We start from the raw sequence: 16,077 nt of genomic DNA, 5'->3' as shown, positions 1-16,077 counted from the left end.
TTACAAAACAACCGCCATCTTATCCGCGCAGGCCACCGAGAAATTCGGCCCGGGTATCGGGCTGGGTCTTGAACACCCCGCCGAGGGAGGTGGTGGTGGTGTAGGAGGTGGAGTCCATCACCCCCCGCGCCTTGACGCAGTAGTGGGTCGCCTTGATGCTGATAGCCACGTCCTTGGTACCGAGCAGGGTCTGCAGCGCCAGCAGGATCTGCTGGGTCAGCCGCTCCTGCACCTGGGGACGACGGGCGAAGAACTGCACGATGCGGTTGATTTTCGACAGGCCAATCACCTTGCCGCGAGGGATATAGGCCACATGGGCCATGCCATCGATGGTGACGAAGTGGTGTTCGCAGGTGCTGGTGAGGCTGATGTCCCGCACCATGATCATCTCGTCCACCTGCATCTTGTTCTCGATCACCGTCACCTTGGGGAAGGTGGAATAATCGAGGCCGGAGAAGATCTCGTTGACGTACATCTTGGCGATGCGGTGCGGTGTCTCGGCCAGACTGTCATCGGCCAAATCCAGCCCCAGTGTCTCCATGATGGAGCGCATATGGCCTTCGATCTTCTCCCGCTTCTGCTGACTGTTCAGCTCGTTGGCAACCAGGGGGGTTTCCAGTCCCTGGGCTTCGAGGGCAGCCCTGACCAGCAAGGCTTCCGGACTTAAGGTTGTCATTGTCTTTTCTCCCACGCTCAGGGACTGTGAGGGCTGCTCAAGGAGCATCCCCCTATGTTATGGCGGCGCACAGGGCCGACGGTATCGCTGTAATGGTAGCCACACAGGATGTGACGGCCATCTGTTATGGCGGCATAGTAAACGGCCATTGCCGCCAAGATTCAAGTCAACTTGTGCGTCACCTCATACTTTATGGCCATCTACCCCCGTTTTTGCGCCGATTACCCCGAGATTCCCTCGAGATAACCTGCCCATCCCCGGGGAATTTTGTGATAATCCCGCCTTCAATCATAGAAAGAGGTCATGACGATGGGATTTGATACCAGCGGACTACTCCCCTTAAGCGATGCCCTGCAAGGGATGCTGGAACAACTTGCCTGCTGCTGCGACACCGAGCAGTTGCCCCTGCCTGATGCCCTTGGCCGGGTACTGGCCTGTGATATCGCCTCCCCCCTCGCCGTGCCCCCCTTCGACAACTCTGCCATGGACGGTTATGCCGTACGCCTTGCGGATCTCGCCAGTGGCACCCAGCTCATCATGGCGGGCAAGGCCTTTGCCGGTCAGCCCTATCAGGGAGAATGGCCCGCTGGCCACTGCGTGCGGATCATGACCGGTGCTCCGGTCCCCCCAGGCACCGATGCGGTGGTGATGCAGGAAGAAACGCAGGCCGACGGCGATCGGATCACTTTTCTGGCACAACCCGAACCGGGCCAGAATATCCGCCGCACCGGCAGCGATATCGGCAAGGGCGCCTGTGTACTGCCTGCCGGCACTCGCCTCACCCCAAGAGAGATGCCACTGCTGGCCTCCCTTGGCGTGGCCACTGTCGCAGTGCGCCGCCCGCTGAAAGTGGCCATCTTCAGCACCGGTGACGAGCTCAAGCCGGTCGGCACCCCGCTGGCCCACGGCGATATCTATGACTCCAACCGCTACGGCGTGCGGGCCATGCTGGCGCGCATGGGCTGCAACTGCCTCGACCTTGGCATTATCCCCGACGACCCGGCCCAGCTACGCGCTGCCTTTATCCGCGCCGACGAAGAGGCCGATGTACTCATCACCACCGGCGGCGTCTCGGTGGGGGAAGCGGATTTTACCAAACAGCTGCTGGACGAGCTCGGCGAGATTGGCTTCTGGAAGCTGGCCATCAAGCCGGGCAAGCCGTTTGCTTTTGGCCGCCTGCCCCGCGCCTGGTTCTTCGGCCTGCCGGGCAACCCGGTCTCCGCCATGGTCACCTTCGATCAGCTGGTGCAACCGGCGCTGGCCAAGCTGGCGGGCCAACGCTTCGAGCGCCCGCTTCAGCTGCAAGCCATTGCGGCCGAACCACTCAAAAAGAGCCCCGGCCGACTCGACTTCCAGCGCGGCATCCTGAGTCAGGGACCGAACGGCATCGAGGTGCGCAGCACCGGCTCGCAGGACTCCGCCGTGTTCAGCTCCCTGTCGCAAGCCAACTGCTACATAGTTCTTGAACGGGAACGGGGCCGCGTCGCCGTGGGCGAGACGGTCACCGTGGAGCCATTCGGGGGATTGCTGCTGTGAGCGAGATCCTGAGCGACGCCGAACTGCTGCGCTACAACCGCCAGATCATCCTCAAGTCCTTCGATTTCGAGGGGCAGGAGGCGCTCAAACAGGCCCGTGTGCTGGTGATCGGTGCCGGTGGCCTTGGCTGCGCCGCCAGCCAGTATCTGGCGGTGGCCGGGATTGGCCAACTCACCCTGGTCGATTTCGACAAGGTGGAGCTCTCCAATCTGCAGCGTCAGGTGTTGCACAACGATGAGCGCATCGGTCACTACAAGGTGGACTCAGCAGCCCAGTCGCTGCGCGCGCTCAATCCCTGGCTCAAGGTGGAGACCCACGCTGCCGTGGCCGACGAGGCGCTGCTCGATACCCAGCTGCCCCGACATCAGCTGGTGCTCGACTGCACCGACAACCTGGCCATTCGCAACCTGCTCAACCAAAAGGCACGCCAGCATGGCGTGCCACTTGTCAGCGGCGCCGCCATCCGGCTGGAGGGGCAGCTCTGCAGCTTCACCTGGCAGGAAGATGAGCCCTGCTACGCCTGCCTCAGCGCCCTGTTTGGCGAGCAGGCCCTCACCTGCGTCGAAGCCGGTGTACTCGCCCCCGTGGTGGGATTGGTGGGCAGCCTGCAAGCGCTTGAAGCTATCAAGCTCTTGGCAGGCATGGGCAAAAGCTACAGCGGCCGCCTGCTGATGATCGACGGCCTGAGCGGCACTTTCCGCGAGATGAAGCTGCCCAAGCGCCCCGACTGCCCGGTCTGCTCCCACCCTTGACGCAAACGGGATCAAAAAAGCCGAACCCTGTGGTTCGGCTTTTTGGTACCTGCACCTAACAACCCCTTCCTCAATGGGTCGTGAGGATCCTTTGCAACAGGTGATTAAAGCCCGAGGGATCTTCCGCAGGCCAGGCGTGGTGGCCGTTGGGGGTGTGGATGGTGGCGTTGGGCAAGGCGGCAAACTGCTCTACTCGTTTGGCCAGCGGCAGGTAGTCGTGACTGGAGGAAATGATGGCCACCGGCTGCCAGATGGAGCCGAGCCGGGCCCGTACCGACCAGCCGGGTAACGCCTCCAGCAGCGCCTTGTAGGTTTTCTTTTTATTGCGCACGAAACGCAGCCGGAAGGTGTGGCGCACCTGTGCCAGATCCGGGCCCGGGAAGAGCTCGCGTCCCAGCCACCAGGCGAGCGGGCGCATGCCAAACCAGCGCAGCCACTTGAGGCGCTGGGCGTAACGCTCCTGCTCTTTGGGGGTCTCCAGCAGAAACTCGCTAAAACCGTTGACCAGCACCAGCCCCTGCACCTTGTGGGGCAGTTGCAGCGCCAGCTCCAGCGCGACCATGGCCCCGAGCGACAATCCGACAACCCAAGCGGGCTCCGGCTGCTCGTCGAGCCAGTTCACCACATCGGCTGCCAGGGTCGCCACATCGAACGGCCCCTCCTGCATGCTCTGGCCGTGGCCGCGCAAGTCCAGAGCCACCACCCGGTAGTGCTCGGAAAAATGCTCTATCTGTGCCTGCCAGTCGAGGCTGGAGGAACCCAGCCCGTGCAGCAGCAACAACAAAGGGCCCTCCCCCGCACTGCGCAGGGCAAGACCGTTGGATTTCATCACCTGATTGCGGCGCATCTGTTCACTGCCTCTCGACTCATCCGCTGAACCATCCTGTTGTTCGTTTTTTATGCTTCAACCAGATATATCCCGCTCAGCCCTCGCTGACCAGACTCACCGCCTTGATATAAGCGTAGATCTGCTGCTCCGGCACCAGCGCCAGCCGCCTGGCGGAGCGGCTGGTGATCCGGGCCAGCAGTATCTGCTGACCCAGCTCCAACTGCAACAGGGTCTGGCCGGGGCGCACCTCGCGCACCGCCAGCAGACGGGTGACGAGACAGTTGGAGAGACTGGAGTGCTCGATGGGGGCGGTAGCGATCACCACATCGCGCCCCGCCACCTTGATCTGCAAGGGGCCGCTCTCGTCCGGAACATGGGTCATGGTGACCCGCAGCTGCTGCTCACCGAGTTGCAAGGTCGCCATCTGCTCGCCGTCATCATAGTGGGCCAAGGTGGCATTCAGCATCACCCCGGCATCGTCACGGCTTGCGAGCGAGAGATCGGTGCGGGCGAAAATCTCGCTCGGCCTACCTTGCGCCTCCACCCTGCCACCTTCCAGCAACACCAGCTGATCGCAGAGCAGGCTCACCTCCTCCATGGCGTGGCTGACGAAGATCATCGGGATACCGCTCTCCTGCTGCAAGCCCTTGAGCACATGGGCCTGATGGATGCGGCTGCGCCGATCGAGCGCAGAAAAAGGCTCATCGAGCAGCAGCAGATCAGGCTCGGCCAGCAGCGCCCGCCCCAGCGCTACCCGCTGGCGTTGACCGCCAGAGAGGGCATGGGCAGGCTGCCCCAGCAGATCGACAAAACCGAGCCGAGCCGCCAGCGCTTCGGGCTGCCAGCGCCCTCGCCCCTTGCGGGCCGCCAGTTGCAGATTGCCGAGCACCGTCAGATGGGGGAAGAGCCGCGAGTCCTGAAATACCAGTCCGATCCGGCGCGCTTCGGGCAGCAGTTGAGCATACTCCCGATCGCGCCACCGCAAGCGATCCCCGCTTTGGCGATCGAGCCCGGCGATGATGCGCAGCAGGGTGCTCTTGCCGCAGCCGGAGGGGCCGAACAGGCCGAGGATCCCCCCCAGTTCGAGGGTCAGTGCGCAGTCGAGGGTAAAAGGGCCAAACTCGCGTCGGGCATGGAGGTTCAGGGCATGGCGGTGCGGCACGTTCACAGGCGGCATAGTGGCGGGCTGGTTCATCCAAACACTCTCCGCTGTCTGCGCTGCAACACACCATAGACCAGCACCAGCATCACCAGCGAGAAGGCCATCAGGCCGCCCGCCAGATAATGGGCTTGTCGGTAATCCATCGCCTCCACATGATCAAACAGGGCGATGGAGAGCACCTGGGTTTCGCCGGGGATATTGCCGCCAATCATCAGCACCACGCCAAACTCCCCCAATGTATGGGCAAAGCCGAGGGCCGCCGCCATCACAAAGCTCGGCAGGGTCATCGGCAAGATGATGTGGAAGAAGCGCTCCAGCGGGCCGAGCCCCAAAGTAGCGGCGGCCTCCAATTCCTTGTTGCCCATGTTGACGAAGGCGGAGGTGAGCGGCTGCACTACGAACGGCAGCGAATAGAGGATGGAGGCAAACAGCAGGCCGAGAAAGCTGAAGGCAAGAGGGGTACCAAAGGTGTCGCGCCACCAGGCGCCGAAGCCATATTCAGGGGAGAAGGCGAGTAGCAGATAAAAACCCAGCACTGTGGGGGGCAGCACCAGCGGCAGCGCCACCAGCGCCTCCACCAGCGGCCGCAGCCGATTCTGACTGCGCGACAGCCACCAGGCCAGCGGCGGAGCCAGCAACAGCAAAATCGCTGTGGTACTGGCCGCAAGCTTTAGGGTGAGCCAGACCGCCAGCAGATCCCCTTCACTCATTGCCGACCTCCCGGTTGATAAATGCCTCCAACGGCATGGTCTCCATCCTCATTGCAAAGAGTGGCCGACCCGAAGGCCGACCACTCAGGGTATCGCATCAGGCCCATCCCCTTATTGGGGCAAGGCATAACCAGCTGCCTTGATCTGCGCCTGACCCGGCCCCTTGAGCCAGGCCACCAGTGCCTCGACCGCGGCACCTTTCTTCAATACCAGCCCCTGCTGCTCGATGGGGGGATAGAAGCTCGCAGGCACTGCCCAGGCTTCACCGGTCTTGCCCGCTTCCACCAGATTGGCCCAGGCGACAAAGCCCAGCTCGGCATTGCCGGTGTCGACAAATTGCCAGGTCTGGCCGATGTTGGCGCCGGTCAGCAACCGGTACTGCTTGGGATCGATCTTGAGATGGGTGAGGGTCGCCATGGCGGCAGCACCATAGGGAGCTGTACGGGCATTGGCGATGGCGAGGTTGCCTTTCCAGCTACGCAGGGTCGCCTCGTCAGGGGCCGGCCCCCCCTTCTTCCACAGCCCCAGCTGGCCGATGGCGTAGGTGAAGCGATCGCTCCCCTTGCCCTCTTTTTCCAGCTTCTCGGGGGTCGCCGCATCGGCGGAGAGGAAGAGATCGAACGGCGCGCCGTGACTGATCTGGGTGTAGAGCACTCCGGTGGCGGCAGACGAGATGGCCAGGGTGTGGCCGGTCTTGGCGGTAAACTCCTTGCCAATACGCTCGATGGTTCCCTTGAAGTTGGCAGCCACAGCCACCTTCACTTCATCAGCCTGCACGGCACCGGTATGCAAGGTGGCGGCGCAGACGCCGGCGATGACAACAGATAACAGCGGTTTCATTCCCTTTCTCCTGATGGGGCCCGCACATCCGCGCCCCTTGGCGGGGCCGTGGTTCCCGTTGAACCTGTGCCCCTCGTGATGAACAGGTCAGGCTTGCCAGCGGGCAGCGGCGGCGTTGTCGCTCTCCTTGGCCTCGACCCAGCGTTGCACACCCTCGGCGGTCAGCTCTTTTTTCCAGAACGGCGCCCGGGTTTTCAAGAAATCCATGATGAAGTGGCAGGCATCAAAGGCTGCGTCGCGGTGGGCACTGCTCACCGCCACCAGCACGATTTGATCGCCAAGCCACAGCTCGCCGATACGATGAATGAGGGTACACTCCTGCAGCGGCCAGCGGCGGCAGGCCTCCTGCACGATATCGGCCAGCGCCTTCTCGGTCATACCAGGGTAGTGCTCGAGGGCCAGCCCCTTCACCTCCTCCCCCTGATTGAAGTCGCGCACCTTGCCAACAAAAGTGACGATGGCGCCACTGTCGGCGCGGGTGGCGAGGCGGGCATATTCGTCCGCCAGCGAGAAATCTTCCCGCTGCACCAGAATGCGATCTGTGATGGCTACGTCGCTCATCCTTAACCTCCGGTCACCGGTGGGAAGAAAGCCACCTCATCGCCATCGTTGATGGAGGTATCGAGGGGCACCAAGGTCTGGTTGACCGCGACCAAGAGCTTGCCTACTTCCAGCGCCAGCGCCCACTTGTCGCCGCGCTCACAGAGCGCTGCGCGCAGTTGTTCGGCGGTGGCGTAGTCGCACGGCAGGTTCAGCTCGTCACACGCCACCAGCTCTCTTACTTGCGCAAAAAATAGTACCTTGATCATGCTTGCTCCCCGCTATTTGACCCCAGCTGAAAATGGCCGGACTTGCCGCCCTTTTTCTCTACCAGCCGCACCTGTTCGATCACCATGTCTTTTTGCACCGCCTTGCACATGTCGTAGATGGTCAGCGCCGCAACAGATGCCGCCGTCAGCGCCTCCATCTCCACCCCGGTCTTGCCGGAGAGCTTGCAGAGGGTGCGGATATGCACCCGATTCTGCTCGGCCAGCGGCACTATCTCCACCTCGACTTTGGTCAAGGCCAGCGGATGGCAGAGTGGGATAAGATCGGAGGTCTTCTTGGCGGCCATGATGCCGGCGATACGGGCGGTGGCGAACACGTCACCCTTGTGGTGCTGGCCGCTCAGGATCAGCGCCAGCGTCTCGGGGGCCATGGCAACAAACGCTTCGGCACGGGCTTCGCGCTCGGTCACCTGCTTGTCGGTCACATCCACCATATGGGCTTCGCCGCTCTGGTTCAGATGCGTCAGGTTGGGCTGGGTCTGCTTGGGATCGGTCTGGTTCATCGTTTGCTCTCAGAGGTGGGAGACAAAGTTGCACGGCTTGGTGCGGGCATCGAGCTGATCGCGGATCAGTTGCTCCCAACCCAGCTGGCAAGCGCCGGTGGAGCCGGGCAGACAGCAGATCAGAGTGCGATTGGCGAGTCCCGCCAGCGCACGGCTCTGCATGGCGGAGCCTTTAATCTCGGCAAAAGAGAGTTGACGGAACATCTCGCCAAAACCCTGTACGGTGCGTTCGAACAGCACACCGACCGCTTCCGGTACCCGGTTCTGTTCATTGAAGCCGGTACCGCCGTTAATCAGTACCACCTGCACCCCCTCATCGGCGATCCACTCGCTCACCCGCGCGCGGATGCGAAACAGGTTGTCGGGGCAGAGCGCCCGATCGGCCAGCTGATGGCCCGCGTCGGTAAGGGCCGAGACCAGATAGTCGCCCGAGCTGTCATCGGCGGCGGTGCGGCTGTCGGAGACCGTCAGCACGGCGATCTTGAGGGGAATAAATGCGTTGTGTTTCTGTCCCATCGGGCAGCTCCTTGTGGCTATGGGCCGTCAACGAGGCAGGAAGAGAAGGGGTATGAGAGGCCAGCTGTCAGGGCGCAAAAACTGATGCAGACAGAGGTGACCAACTTGCTCAAGCGTGTGACGGCGGGCTGATTCTATCAAAGGTTTCACGAGATATGGGATTTAAAAGACACACAAATCTGATGCTTGTCCCATATATGAACAAAACGCAGGCCGGGCAAACCCGGCCTGTCGTCGCAGGATCAGAATCCTTTCACCCCGGTCATGTCGGGCAGCTGGTGAGCAATCCCCTTGTGACAGTCGATGCAGGTACTTTCACCACTGGCCAGATTGGTAGAGTGCATCTTGGCGGCACGCTGTCCTTGCAGGGAGAAGTCCATGTACTCGAAGTTGTGGCAGTTGCGGCACTCGCGCGAATCGCTCTCCTTCATCCGCTGCCACTCCCGCTCCGCCATCTCGCGTCGGTGTGCCTCGAACTTCTCGCGGGTATCCACCTTTCCGGTGATCATGCCCCAAAGCTCCTTAGAAGCCTGCACCTTGCGGATGATCTTGTAGGTCCACTCATGGGGCACGTGGCAATCCGGGCAGCTGGCCCGTACACCGGAGCGGTTGGCGTAGTGGATGGTATCGCGATACTCCTCGAACACATTGTCTTTCATCTCGTGACAGCTGGTACAGAAGGCCTCGGTATTAGACGCTTCCATGGCGGTGTTGAAACCACCCCAGAAAATCACGCCGCCGAAGAAGCCCATCAGCAGAATGACCCAGAGAGCCGCCTTCGACGGTGACTTGAAGGTGGTCCACAGACGCTGCACAAAACCGGGTAATTTCATCTATGGGCTCCTTAGTTCAGCGCTTCAACGGGCTTGAAGGTATTCTCCACCAAGGGCTTGGCATCTGTTTGCGGCACGTGGCACTGCAAGCAGAAGTAACGACGTGGGGAGACTTCACCCAGCGTCATGCCATCGCGGGTCTCGAAGTGAGTCGGGCTGATCTTGGGTGCCTTCATGGCGCTGGCATTCTTGAAGCTGTGGCAGGCCAGGCACTTGTTGACCTTGGTATCCACTTCGTAGTTGCGAATGTCGTGTGGGATCAGCGGCGGCTGATGCATGTACTGGCGGTCGTAGGGCGCGCCATCCTTGCGGAAGTTTTTCAGCGGCGCGGCGGTGGAATCGGTCACCAGATCGGTGGCGCCCCGCTCGGACTTGAGGCCACCGGTACTGTTGGTGATCTCGGGGGCCGCTGCCATCAAGGATCCCGCCATCAGGCAGGCCAGCATTGCTCCAATCAGCTTTTTCATTATTTTTTCTCCGACGTTTTTTCTGCCTTGACGGCAAAACCTACAGTGATTTCAAAAACTTGTTCCGCGCAAACATCAATGCAGCGGCCACAGTTGGTACACTCCTGAGCCGCAATCAAGGGCCCGTGACCGCGCTTGGCACCGTGAACAGGCCCGCGCAGGATGGGACGCTCCGGGCAGACCGCATAACAATCCATGCAGTTGTTGCACCGCTCGCGCCCCTTGGCAGAAATCTTGATAAATCCGACCCGATTGACCAGGGCATAGAAAGCCCCCACTGGACAGAGATGACCACACCAGCCCCGCTCAACCACGAAAAGATCGAACAGGAACAGCGCCACCAGCAGAGCCCAGCCCGCCCCCATGCCAAACAGCAAACCGCGCATGGCCAAGGACACAGGATTGACCAACTCCCACGCCATCACCCCGACCACCGCTGGCACCACCAGCACCATGGCCAGCAGCCAGTAGCGGGTCGCACGGCTGAACTGGCCATTGCCCTTGAGGCCAAGTCGCCCCCTGAGCCAAGCTGCGGCATCCGTGATGAGGTTGACCGGACAGACCCAGGAGCAGAACACCCTCCCCCCGACCAGCCAGTAACCGGCCAGCACAATGGCAGCCCCCAGCCAGAGAGTGGTGATGGGCCAGTGACCCGCCGCCAGCGACTGCAACAGCGTGAGGGGATCGGTGAGCGGCACCGTCTCCAGCAACAGGGAGCTGGAGAGGTTGCCCTTGAGGATCCAGATGCCCGCCAGCGGCCCCAGCAAAAACAGCCCGAGCACGCTGAACTGGCTGAGCCGACGCAGCAACAGGAAGCGGTGGGAACGCCACCACCCCAGCTTGATACGAGCCTCCTCTCCCGGATAACGACTCATAGTCCCTCCGGTTTGCGGGTGGGCAGGGTGAGCCTGTCGCCGATGATCGACTTGTTCCCCGCCTTGGCCTTCTCTTCCCAGCCGAGCCGGTAGTGATGACCCAGCTCACCTTTGGCAAGCTGGCGTGGCACCACCTTGATGGCGGCCTTCTCCAGCACGCAGGCGTGCTCACACTTGCCACAGCCGGTACAGACATCGCTGTGTACCGTGGGCAGGAACATGGCGTGCTTGCCGGTACGCTGGTTATGCTGCAGCTCAAGAGTGATCGCCTTGTCAATCAGCGGACAGACCCGATAACAGACATCGCAGCGCAGACCCAGATAGTTGAGACAGGTCTCGTGATCGATGAGCACTGCCACCCCCATCCGGGCCTGATCGATGTCGGTCATCTGCTGATCCAGCGCCCCGCTCGGACAGGCCACCACACAAGGGATGTCATCACACATCTCGCAGGGCACGGCACGCGCCTTGAAATAGGGGGTGCCAGTGGTCACAGGGTCAAACAGCCGGGCGAGCTTGAGGGTGTCGTAGGGGCAGGCCTCAACGCAGAGCCCGCAACGCACGCAGGCACCGAGAAACTCCGCTTCATCGAGGGCGGCGGGCGGACGCAGCGCCTGGGCAGGCACAGCTTGTGCCTGCTGGCGGGCCACGCCACCAAGCCCCACGCCAAGCAGGCCCACACCGCAGGCCCCCTTGGCCATGTCGACCAGAAACTGGCGACGACTACGACTCATCTCGCACTCCCCCGCCTTAAGCCTTCATCACCTTGACGGCGCACTTCTTGTAATCGGTCTCTTTCGAGAGCGGATCGGTGGCGTCCAGGGTCAGCTTGTTGACCAGCTGGCTCGCATCAAAGAAGGGCATGAAGACCAGTCCTTTCGGCGGACGGTTGCGACCACGGGTCTCGACCCGGGTCTTCACCTCGCCACGGCGGGAGGAGACGATCACCTCTTCGCCACGACGCACGCCACGGGCCTTGGCATCGTCCGGGTGCATGAAGAGCACCGCATCCGGGAAGGCACGATAAAGCTCGGGCACCCGACGGGTCATGGTGCCGGTGTGCCAGTGCTCCAGCACGCGGCCGGTGGAGAGCCACAGGTCGTACTCTTTATCCGGCGACTCGGCGGCGGGCTCGAACGGCAGGGCGAAGATGACCGCCTTGCCATCGGGCTTGCCATAAAAACGCACCCCCTCGCCCGCTTTCACATAGGGGTCAAACCCTTCGCGATATCGCCACAGGGTCTCTTTGCCATCCACCACCGGCCAGCGCAGACCGCGCGCTTCGTGGTACTGATCGAACGGCGCCAGATCGTGGCCATGGCCGCGACCAAAGGTGGCGTACTCCTCAAACAGACCCTTCTGGACGTAGAAACCGAAGTGCTCGGCTTCGTCGTTCAGCAGCCCTTTGCTCTGCTCTTTCGGGAACTGGTTGACCTGACCGTTGGCATAGAGCACGTCGAACAGGGTTTTGCCCTTCACTTCCGGCATCTTGGCAATCAGCTCAGCTGGCCACACTTCCTCGACCTTGAAGCGCTTGGAGAACTCCATCAGCTGCCACAGGTCGGACTTGGCCCCTTCCGGCGCTTTCACCTGCTGGTGCCAGAACTGGGTACGGCGCTCGGCGTTGCCGTAGGCTCCCTCTTTCTCCACCCACATGGCGGTGGGCAGGATGAGGTCAGCGGCCTGGGCAGTGACGGTCGGGTACGGGTCGGAGACCACGATGAAGTTGCGCGGATCGCGATAGCCAGGCAGGCGATCGGTATTCATGTTGGGGCCGGCCTGCATGTTGTTGTTACACATCACCCAGTAGGCATTGAGCTTGCCGTCCTTGAGCATTCGGTCTTGCAGCACGGCGTGGAAACCCACCTTGTCGGGAATGGTCCCCTCCGGCAGTTTCCAGATCTGCTCGGCAATGGCGCGGTGCTTGGGCTCGGTCACCACCATGTCGGCAGGCAGACGGTGAGCAAAGGTACCCACTTCACGGGCGGTGCCACAGGCAGAGGGCTGACCGGTCAGTGAGAAAGGACCATTACCCGGCTCGGAGATCTTGCCGGTCAGCAGGTGGATGTTGTAGCAGAGGTTGTTGGCCCAGACGCCACGGGTATGCTGGTTGAAACCCATGGTCCAGTAGGAGACCACCTTCTTGCTTGGATCGGCATAAAGCTGTGCCAGCTTCTCGAGCTTGTCCTTGGGTACGCCAGAGAGCTTGGAGACGGACTCCAGATCGTAATCCGCCACGAACTTGGCGAATTCCTCGAAGGTCATCGGAGTGGCATCGCCGCTGTCCGGGTTCTTCGCTTTCTGCTGCAGCGGATCGGTCGGACGCAGACCGTAACCGATGTCGGTGACACCTTTCTTGAACACTGTGTGCTTGTTGACGAAGTCCCAGTTCACCTTGTCGTTCTGGATGATGTAGTTGGCGACATAGTTGAGGATCGCCAGATCGGTCTGGGGGGTAAATACAATGCCGTTGTCCGCTAGTTCGAAGCTGCGGTGCTCAAAGGTCGAGAGCACGTGCACCTGCACGTCCGGGTTGGAGAGACGGCGATCAGACATCCGCGACCAGAGGATGGGGTGCATCTCGGCCATGTTGGAGCCCCACAGCACGAACGCATCGGCCTGCTCGATATCGTCGTAGCAGCCCATCGGTTCATCCATACCGAAGGTACGCATGAAGCCGACAACCGCAGATGCCATGCAGTGGCGGGCATTGGGGTCAATGTTGTTGGAGCGGAAACCGGCCTTCATCAGCTTGGCGGCGGCATAGCCTTCCCAGACTGTCCACTGGCCGGAGCCGAACATGCCGACAGCGGTCGGCCCCTTCTCTTTCAGAGTTGCCTTGAACTTCTCGGCCATGATGTCGAACGCCTGATCCCAGCTGATGGGGGCGAAGTCGCCATCCTTGTCGAACTGGCCGTTCTTCATCCGCAACATCGGCTGGGTCAGGCGATCCTGGCCGTACATGATCTTGGAGAGGAAGTAGCCCTTGATGCAGTTGAGGCCACGGTTGACCGGTGCATCGGGGTCGCCCTGAGTCGCCACGACCCGACCATCCTGAGAGCCCACCAGCACGGAACAGCCGGTACCGCAGAAGCGGCAGGGAGCCTTATCCCAATGGATGGCAGTCTTGTCGGTACTGGTGATGAGATTGGCTGCCAGCGTGGGGGCACTGACACCGGCCACGGCAGCAGCAGCTGCTACCGCGTTGGCCTTCATAAAGTCGCGTCGACTCAGCTTCATGGCATATCCTCACATTGCTTATCGCGTAATAGTTGTCGAATCTGTCGAACGGGAGCCAGCCATCAGCGGTAGAGGGCACGCCCGGCATCCCATCACTCTTTTCAGTGATCGCCCAGTTCATCGAACTGGTGGTAAATCAGGGCGGCTGAGAGCACACCCGGCATCGCCTGTATCGCATCAATGGCCGCCATGATCGGCCGCTGGCTCGGACCTTCCAGGGTCACGACCAGCTTGCCCTCGTCACTGACGGCGTGGATCTCGGCCCCTTCAAGGGCGCCAATCTGCTCGGCGAGCTGATGGCGCAAGGGGGGCTGGGTCAGCACCACCAGACTCGATACATGGAACTCCTGATCCATTGTGGCTTCTGTGTCACACGGCTTCTGACTCATTCTGACTCCTGCTTGAGGGTGGACTGGCTCGTAACACCGGATGGGGCGGCTCGCCCATCGACCTTGATGCTGCCAACCGGACAATCCTGCACGCAGGCGCCGCAGCCATTACAGCGATCCGGCTCGACCGTCGGGGTGGGCACACGCCCCAGCACCGGAATAAAGCGAATGGCATTGGGCTCGCAGCTGTCCTGACAGCGCTGGCAAAACACCTGACCATTGGCCAGACAGTTGGCCTCGATATGGGCCTTGTAGTGCCAGGGGGACTCGCTGGTCGGGCGAAACAGCGGCACCTTGCAGACCGTGACGCACTCGGTGCAGAAGGTGCATTCGCCACGCTGGAAATCGACCACCGGAAAACCGCCCTCGCCATTCACCAGGATCTGCTCCGGACAGGCGGCCAGACAGTCCCCGCAGCGGGTACAGTCGGCGACAAATGCCGACCAGTTGACTGACCAGGGCAACTGCACCGGCGGTTCGGCGGTTCTCAGCCGCCCCCGGAACAGGCCGCGGCGGGCAAGATCGATCTCATCCGGCATGTTGACTCCTGTTCTGGTGAAAAAGGGGACAGTGCGAGTCCATGATTGGCATTCTTGATACCAATTATAAGAGTGGGTGTATATTGCGGCCCTGACAAGGTAAGGGATATACCACCAGGGAGATAAACAGGGGGGATTCTTGCGCCAGATCAAAGCCTTGCAGCGCAATAAAAAAGGAGGTGTCGGTTAAAATACCTCCATGTGAGGATTGCTATTTAATCGTTGGCGATTTTTGCGGTTATCCGCCGATCGAGGCGAGATGAGGGGTGATACCGGCATTGCCCTCATGGAGACGATGGGTGGCACTCTTGCCCGCCAGTGCCGCGCGAATACGCTGTTGCAGCTCATCAGATTGCCCATCTGCGCCGAGCAGATCCCGCAAGTCGATGCCGTTGTCGCCAAACAGGCACAGATGCAGCTTACCCAGCGAGGAGACCCGCAGCCGGTTGCAACCGGCACAGAAATCCTTGCTGTAGGGCATGATAAGCCCCACCCCGCCCTGCGAATCGGGGTGCATAAAGACCTGCGCCGGACCGTCATCCGTGCCCCGCAACTGCTGCACCCAGCCACTCTCCAGCAAGCGCTGTTTGATCTGCTCCCCGCTGACATGGTGGTCACGAAACAGGGTATCCATCTCGCCGGTCTGCATCAGCTCGATAAAGCGCAGCTCGATGGGCTTGTGCCTGATCCAGCCCAGAAAGGCATCGAGCTGGTAGTCGTTGAGCCCCTTGAGCAGCACAGCATTGATCTTCACCGATTTGAAACCGGCGGCCAGTGCTGCTTCGATCCCCTCCATCACCTCGGCCAGCTTGTTCTCACCGGTGATCTGGTGAAACTGGCGCGGGTCGAGACTGTCGACACTGACATTCAGCGCGTTGAGTCCGGCATCAAACCACTCCTGAGCCCGCTCCTTGAGGCGATAGCCGTTGGTAGTCATGGCGACCTTCTCGATACCCGGGGTGGTGGCAATCACCTTGACGATCTCGGTGAAATCGCGGCGCAGGGAGGGCTCGCCCCCCGTGATGCGCACCTTGCGGGTGCCCATGGCGGCAAAACCGCTGACCACGCGGCGGATCTCGTCAATCGAGAGAAAGGGTTGACGCCCCGCTTTGTGACCTTCGGGGGGACGATAGCCGTCAGGCAGGCAATAGGTGCAACGGAAATTGCACACATCGGTCACTGACAGACGCAAATAGTAAAAACGACGGGAAAAACCATCTTCAAGTGGCAACATAAACACCTTTCCAAATACGGGAGGCCAGGGCATTTCTTTCCTGACCCTTACAGCTCGAACGTCGGCTGACGGCTGGTTTCCCCCTATCGCTAGGACTTAGGCAAAACCGCTCGGAGTTCATCTAGTTTTTCGATGCTAACACAAGTTGG

The 16,077-nt window shown here is 61.2% G+C and carries 19 protein-coding genes and 1 riboswitch; of the genes, 2 read left to right on the top strand and 17 right to left on the bottom strand.

Annotated features, from left to right (window positions below; genetic code table 11):
- Positions 1-19 precede the first annotated feature (19 nt).
- Entirely contained in the window at positions 20-676 is a 657-nt protein-coding gene (gene folE / locus G5380_RS04665) for a GTP cyclohydrolase I FolE (protein WP_005344140.1), read from the bottom strand.
- Positions 677-985: 309 nt separating this feature from the next.
- On the opposite strand from folE, the gene moeA reads away from it, so the two are divergent.
- Both moeA and moeB read left to right on the top strand, forming a co-directional pair.
- Positions 986-2,212, top strand: coding sequence for a molybdopterin molybdotransferase MoeA (moeA, locus tag G5380_RS04660; protein WP_421352435.1), 1,227 nt, complete (start codon positions 986-988; stop codon positions 2,210-2,212).
- Complete coding sequence (gene moeB / locus G5380_RS04655) at positions 2,209-2,964, top strand: molybdopterin-synthase adenylyltransferase MoeB (protein WP_421352434.1); 756 nt, start codon at positions 2,209-2,211, stop codon at positions 2,962-2,964. The genes moeA and moeB overlap by 4 nt, the downstream gene beginning before the upstream one ends.
- 70 nt (positions 2,965-3,034) lie before the next feature.
- On the opposite strand, the gene G5380_RS04650 is transcribed toward moeB, so the two are convergent.
- From G5380_RS04650 to moaA, 16 genes are all read right to left on the bottom strand, one after another.
- Positions 3,035-3,811: an alpha/beta fold hydrolase gene (locus G5380_RS04650; RefSeq protein WP_421230713.1), complete on the bottom strand. Its 777-nt coding sequence runs from the start codon at positions 3,809-3,811 to the stop codon at positions 3,035-3,037.
- Between the two features lie 76 nt (positions 3,812-3,887).
- A complete protein-coding gene (gene modC / locus G5380_RS04645) occupies positions 3,888-4,988 on the bottom strand; it encodes a molybdenum ABC transporter ATP-binding protein (RefSeq protein ID WP_421230714.1) in 1,101 nt (366 codons plus the stop codon).
- The gene (gene modB, locus G5380_RS04640) at positions 4,985-5,665 is read right to left on the bottom strand and encodes a molybdate ABC transporter permease subunit (RefSeq protein WP_309507037.1); all 681 of its coding nucleotides are present in this window, start codon (positions 5,663-5,665) and stop codon (positions 4,985-4,987) included. Before modB ends, modC begins: the two co-directional genes overlap by 4 nt.
- 111 nt (positions 5,666-5,776) lie before the next feature.
- On the bottom strand, positions 5,777-6,505 hold the full coding sequence (modA, locus tag G5380_RS04635; RefSeq protein ID WP_043821148.1) for a molybdate ABC transporter substrate-binding protein: 729 nt from the start codon (positions 6,503-6,505) through the stop codon (positions 5,777-5,779).
- An 87-nt stretch (positions 6,506-6,592) separates the two neighbouring features.
- A complete protein-coding gene (moaE, locus tag G5380_RS04630) occupies positions 6,593-7,066 on the bottom strand; it encodes a molybdopterin synthase catalytic subunit MoaE (RefSeq protein WP_323913157.1) in 474 nt (157 codons plus the stop codon).
- A gap of 2 nt (positions 7,067-7,068) precedes the next feature.
- Positions 7,069-7,314: a molybdopterin synthase sulfur carrier subunit gene (gene moaD / locus G5380_RS04625; RefSeq protein WP_323913156.1), complete on the bottom strand. Its 246-nt coding sequence runs from the start codon at positions 7,312-7,314 to the stop codon at positions 7,069-7,071.
- Positions 7,311-7,835, bottom strand: a complete 525-nt coding sequence (moaC, locus tag G5380_RS04620; protein ID WP_110302479.1) for a cyclic pyranopterin monophosphate synthase MoaC — start codon at positions 7,833-7,835, stop codon at positions 7,311-7,313. Before moaC ends, moaD begins: the two co-directional genes overlap by 4 nt.
- Positions 7,836-7,844: 9 nt before the next feature.
- Positions 7,845-8,351: a molybdenum cofactor biosynthesis protein B gene (moaB, locus tag G5380_RS04615; RefSeq protein WP_005344126.1), complete on the bottom strand. Its 507-nt coding sequence runs from the start codon at positions 8,349-8,351 to the stop codon at positions 7,845-7,847.
- 242 nt (positions 8,352-8,593) lie between these two features.
- Positions 8,594-9,184, bottom strand: coding sequence for a cytochrome c3 family protein (locus tag G5380_RS04610; RefSeq protein ID WP_421352433.1), 591 nt, complete (start codon positions 9,182-9,184; stop codon positions 8,594-8,596).
- 11 nt (positions 9,185-9,195) lie between these two features.
- Positions 9,196-9,651: a nitrate reductase cytochrome c-type subunit gene (locus G5380_RS04605; RefSeq protein WP_421211642.1), complete on the bottom strand. Its 456-nt coding sequence runs from the start codon at positions 9,649-9,651 to the stop codon at positions 9,196-9,198.
- Positions 9,651-10,526, bottom strand: a complete 876-nt coding sequence (gene napH / locus G5380_RS04600; RefSeq protein ID WP_421244101.1) for a quinol dehydrogenase ferredoxin subunit NapH — start codon at positions 10,524-10,526, stop codon at positions 9,651-9,653. Before napH ends, G5380_RS04605 begins: the two co-directional genes overlap by 1 nt.
- Positions 10,523-11,260 (bottom strand): ferredoxin-type protein NapG, encoded by a 738-nt coding sequence (napG, locus tag G5380_RS04595; protein ID WP_236319247.1) that lies wholly within the window; start codon positions 11,258-11,260, stop codon positions 10,523-10,525. The genes napH and napG overlap by 4 nt, the downstream gene beginning before the upstream one ends.
- Before the next feature lie 16 nt (positions 11,261-11,276).
- Positions 11,277-13,766: a nitrate reductase catalytic subunit NapA gene (gene napA / locus G5380_RS04590; protein WP_421244102.1), complete on the bottom strand. Its 2,490-nt coding sequence runs from the start codon at positions 13,764-13,766 to the stop codon at positions 11,277-11,279.
- Between the two features lie 101 nt (positions 13,767-13,867).
- The gene (locus G5380_RS04585) at positions 13,868-14,122 is read right to left on the bottom strand and encodes a chaperone NapD (RefSeq protein WP_374995576.1); all 255 of its coding nucleotides are present in this window, start codon (positions 14,120-14,122) and stop codon (positions 13,868-13,870) included.
- A 29-nt stretch (positions 14,123-14,151) separates the two neighbouring features.
- Positions 14,152-14,694: a ferredoxin-type protein NapF gene (gene napF, locus G5380_RS04580; protein WP_139410607.1), complete on the bottom strand. Its 543-nt coding sequence runs from the start codon at positions 14,692-14,694 to the stop codon at positions 14,152-14,154.
- A 238-nt stretch (positions 14,695-14,932) separates the two neighbouring features.
- Positions 14,933-15,928: a GTP 3',8-cyclase MoaA gene (moaA, locus tag G5380_RS04575; protein ID WP_041202199.1), complete on the bottom strand. Its 996-nt coding sequence runs from the start codon at positions 15,926-15,928 to the stop codon at positions 14,933-14,935.
- A riboswitch (molybdenum cofactor riboswitch) is annotated at positions 15,916-16,056 on the bottom strand. It overlaps the preceding gene by 13 nt.
- Positions 16,057-16,077: the final 21 nt, after the last annotated feature.

Origin of the sequence: Aeromonas sp. 604443 (assembly GCF_049170315.1) — a bacterium.
GTDB classification, from domain to species: Bacteria; Pseudomonadota; Gammaproteobacteria; order Enterobacterales; family Aeromonadaceae; genus Aeromonas; species Aeromonas veronii_A.
Note: the sequence above shows the minus strand (reverse complement) of the source record. Positions and strands in the feature narration are given on the sequence as shown.

What these genes read in the sequence shown, in the direction of transcription:
- G5380_RS04605 (WP_421211642.1), bottom strand. Translation starts at nt 9,651, where the DNA reads ATGAAAAAGCTGATTGGAGCAATGCTGGCCTGCCTGATGGCGGGATCC.
- folE (WP_005344140.1), bottom strand. Translation starts at nt 676, where the DNA reads ATGACAACCTTAAGTCCGGAAGCCTTGCTGGTCAGGGCTGCCCTCGAA.
- moaD (WP_323913156.1), bottom strand. Translation starts at nt 7,314, where the DNA reads ATGATCAAGGTACTATTTTTTGCGCAAGTAAGAGAGCTGGTGGCGTGT.
- moaA (WP_041202199.1), bottom strand. Translation starts at nt 15,928, where the DNA reads ATGTTGCCACTTGAAGATGGTTTTTCCCGTCGTTTTTACTATTTGCGT.
- napA (WP_421244102.1), bottom strand. Translation starts at nt 13,766, where the DNA reads ATGAAGCTGAGTCGACGCGACTTTATGAAGGCCAACGCGGTAGCAGCT.
- napG (WP_236319247.1), bottom strand. Translation starts at nt 11,260, where the DNA reads ATGAGTCGTAGTCGTCGCCAGTTTCTGGTCGACATGGCCAAGGGGGCC.
- G5380_RS04650 (WP_421230713.1), bottom strand. Translation starts at nt 3,811, where the DNA reads ATGCGCCGCAATCAGGTGATGAAATCCAACGGTCTTGCCCTGCGCAGT.
- napH (WP_421244101.1), bottom strand. Translation starts at nt 10,526, where the DNA reads ATGAGTCGTTATCCGGGAGAGGAGGCTCGTATCAAGCTGGGGTGGTGG.
- modC (WP_421230714.1), bottom strand. Translation starts at nt 4,988, where the DNA reads ATGAACCAGCCCGCCACTATGCCGCCTGTGAACGTGCCGCACCGCCAT.
- napF (WP_139410607.1), bottom strand. Translation starts at nt 14,694, where the DNA reads ATGCCGGATGAGATCGATCTTGCCCGCCGCGGCCTGTTCCGGGGGCGG.
- moeA (WP_421352435.1), top strand. Translation starts at nt 986, where the DNA reads ATGGGATTTGATACCAGCGGACTACTCCCCTTAAGCGATGCCCTGCAA.
- moaC (WP_110302479.1), bottom strand. Translation starts at nt 7,835, where the DNA reads ATGAACCAGACCGATCCCAAGCAGACCCAGCCCAACCTGACGCATCTG.
- G5380_RS04610 (WP_421352433.1), bottom strand. Translation starts at nt 9,184, where the DNA reads ATGAAATTACCCGGTTTTGTGCAGCGTCTGTGGACCACCTTCAAGTCA.
- moaB (WP_005344126.1), bottom strand. Translation starts at nt 8,351, where the DNA reads ATGGGACAGAAACACAACGCATTTATTCCCCTCAAGATCGCCGTGCTG.
- modA (WP_043821148.1), bottom strand. Translation starts at nt 6,505, where the DNA reads ATGAAACCGCTGTTATCTGTTGTCATCGCCGGCGTCTGCGCCGCCACC.
- modB (WP_309507037.1), bottom strand. Translation starts at nt 5,665, where the DNA reads ATGAGTGAAGGGGATCTGCTGGCGGTCTGGCTCACCCTAAAGCTTGCG.
- G5380_RS04585 (WP_374995576.1), bottom strand. Translation starts at nt 14,122, where the DNA reads ATGGATCAGGAGTTCCATGTATCGAGTCTGGTGGTGCTGACCCAGCCC.
- moaE (WP_323913157.1), bottom strand. Translation starts at nt 7,066, where the DNA reads ATGAGCGACGTAGCCATCACAGATCGCATTCTGGTGCAGCGGGAAGAT.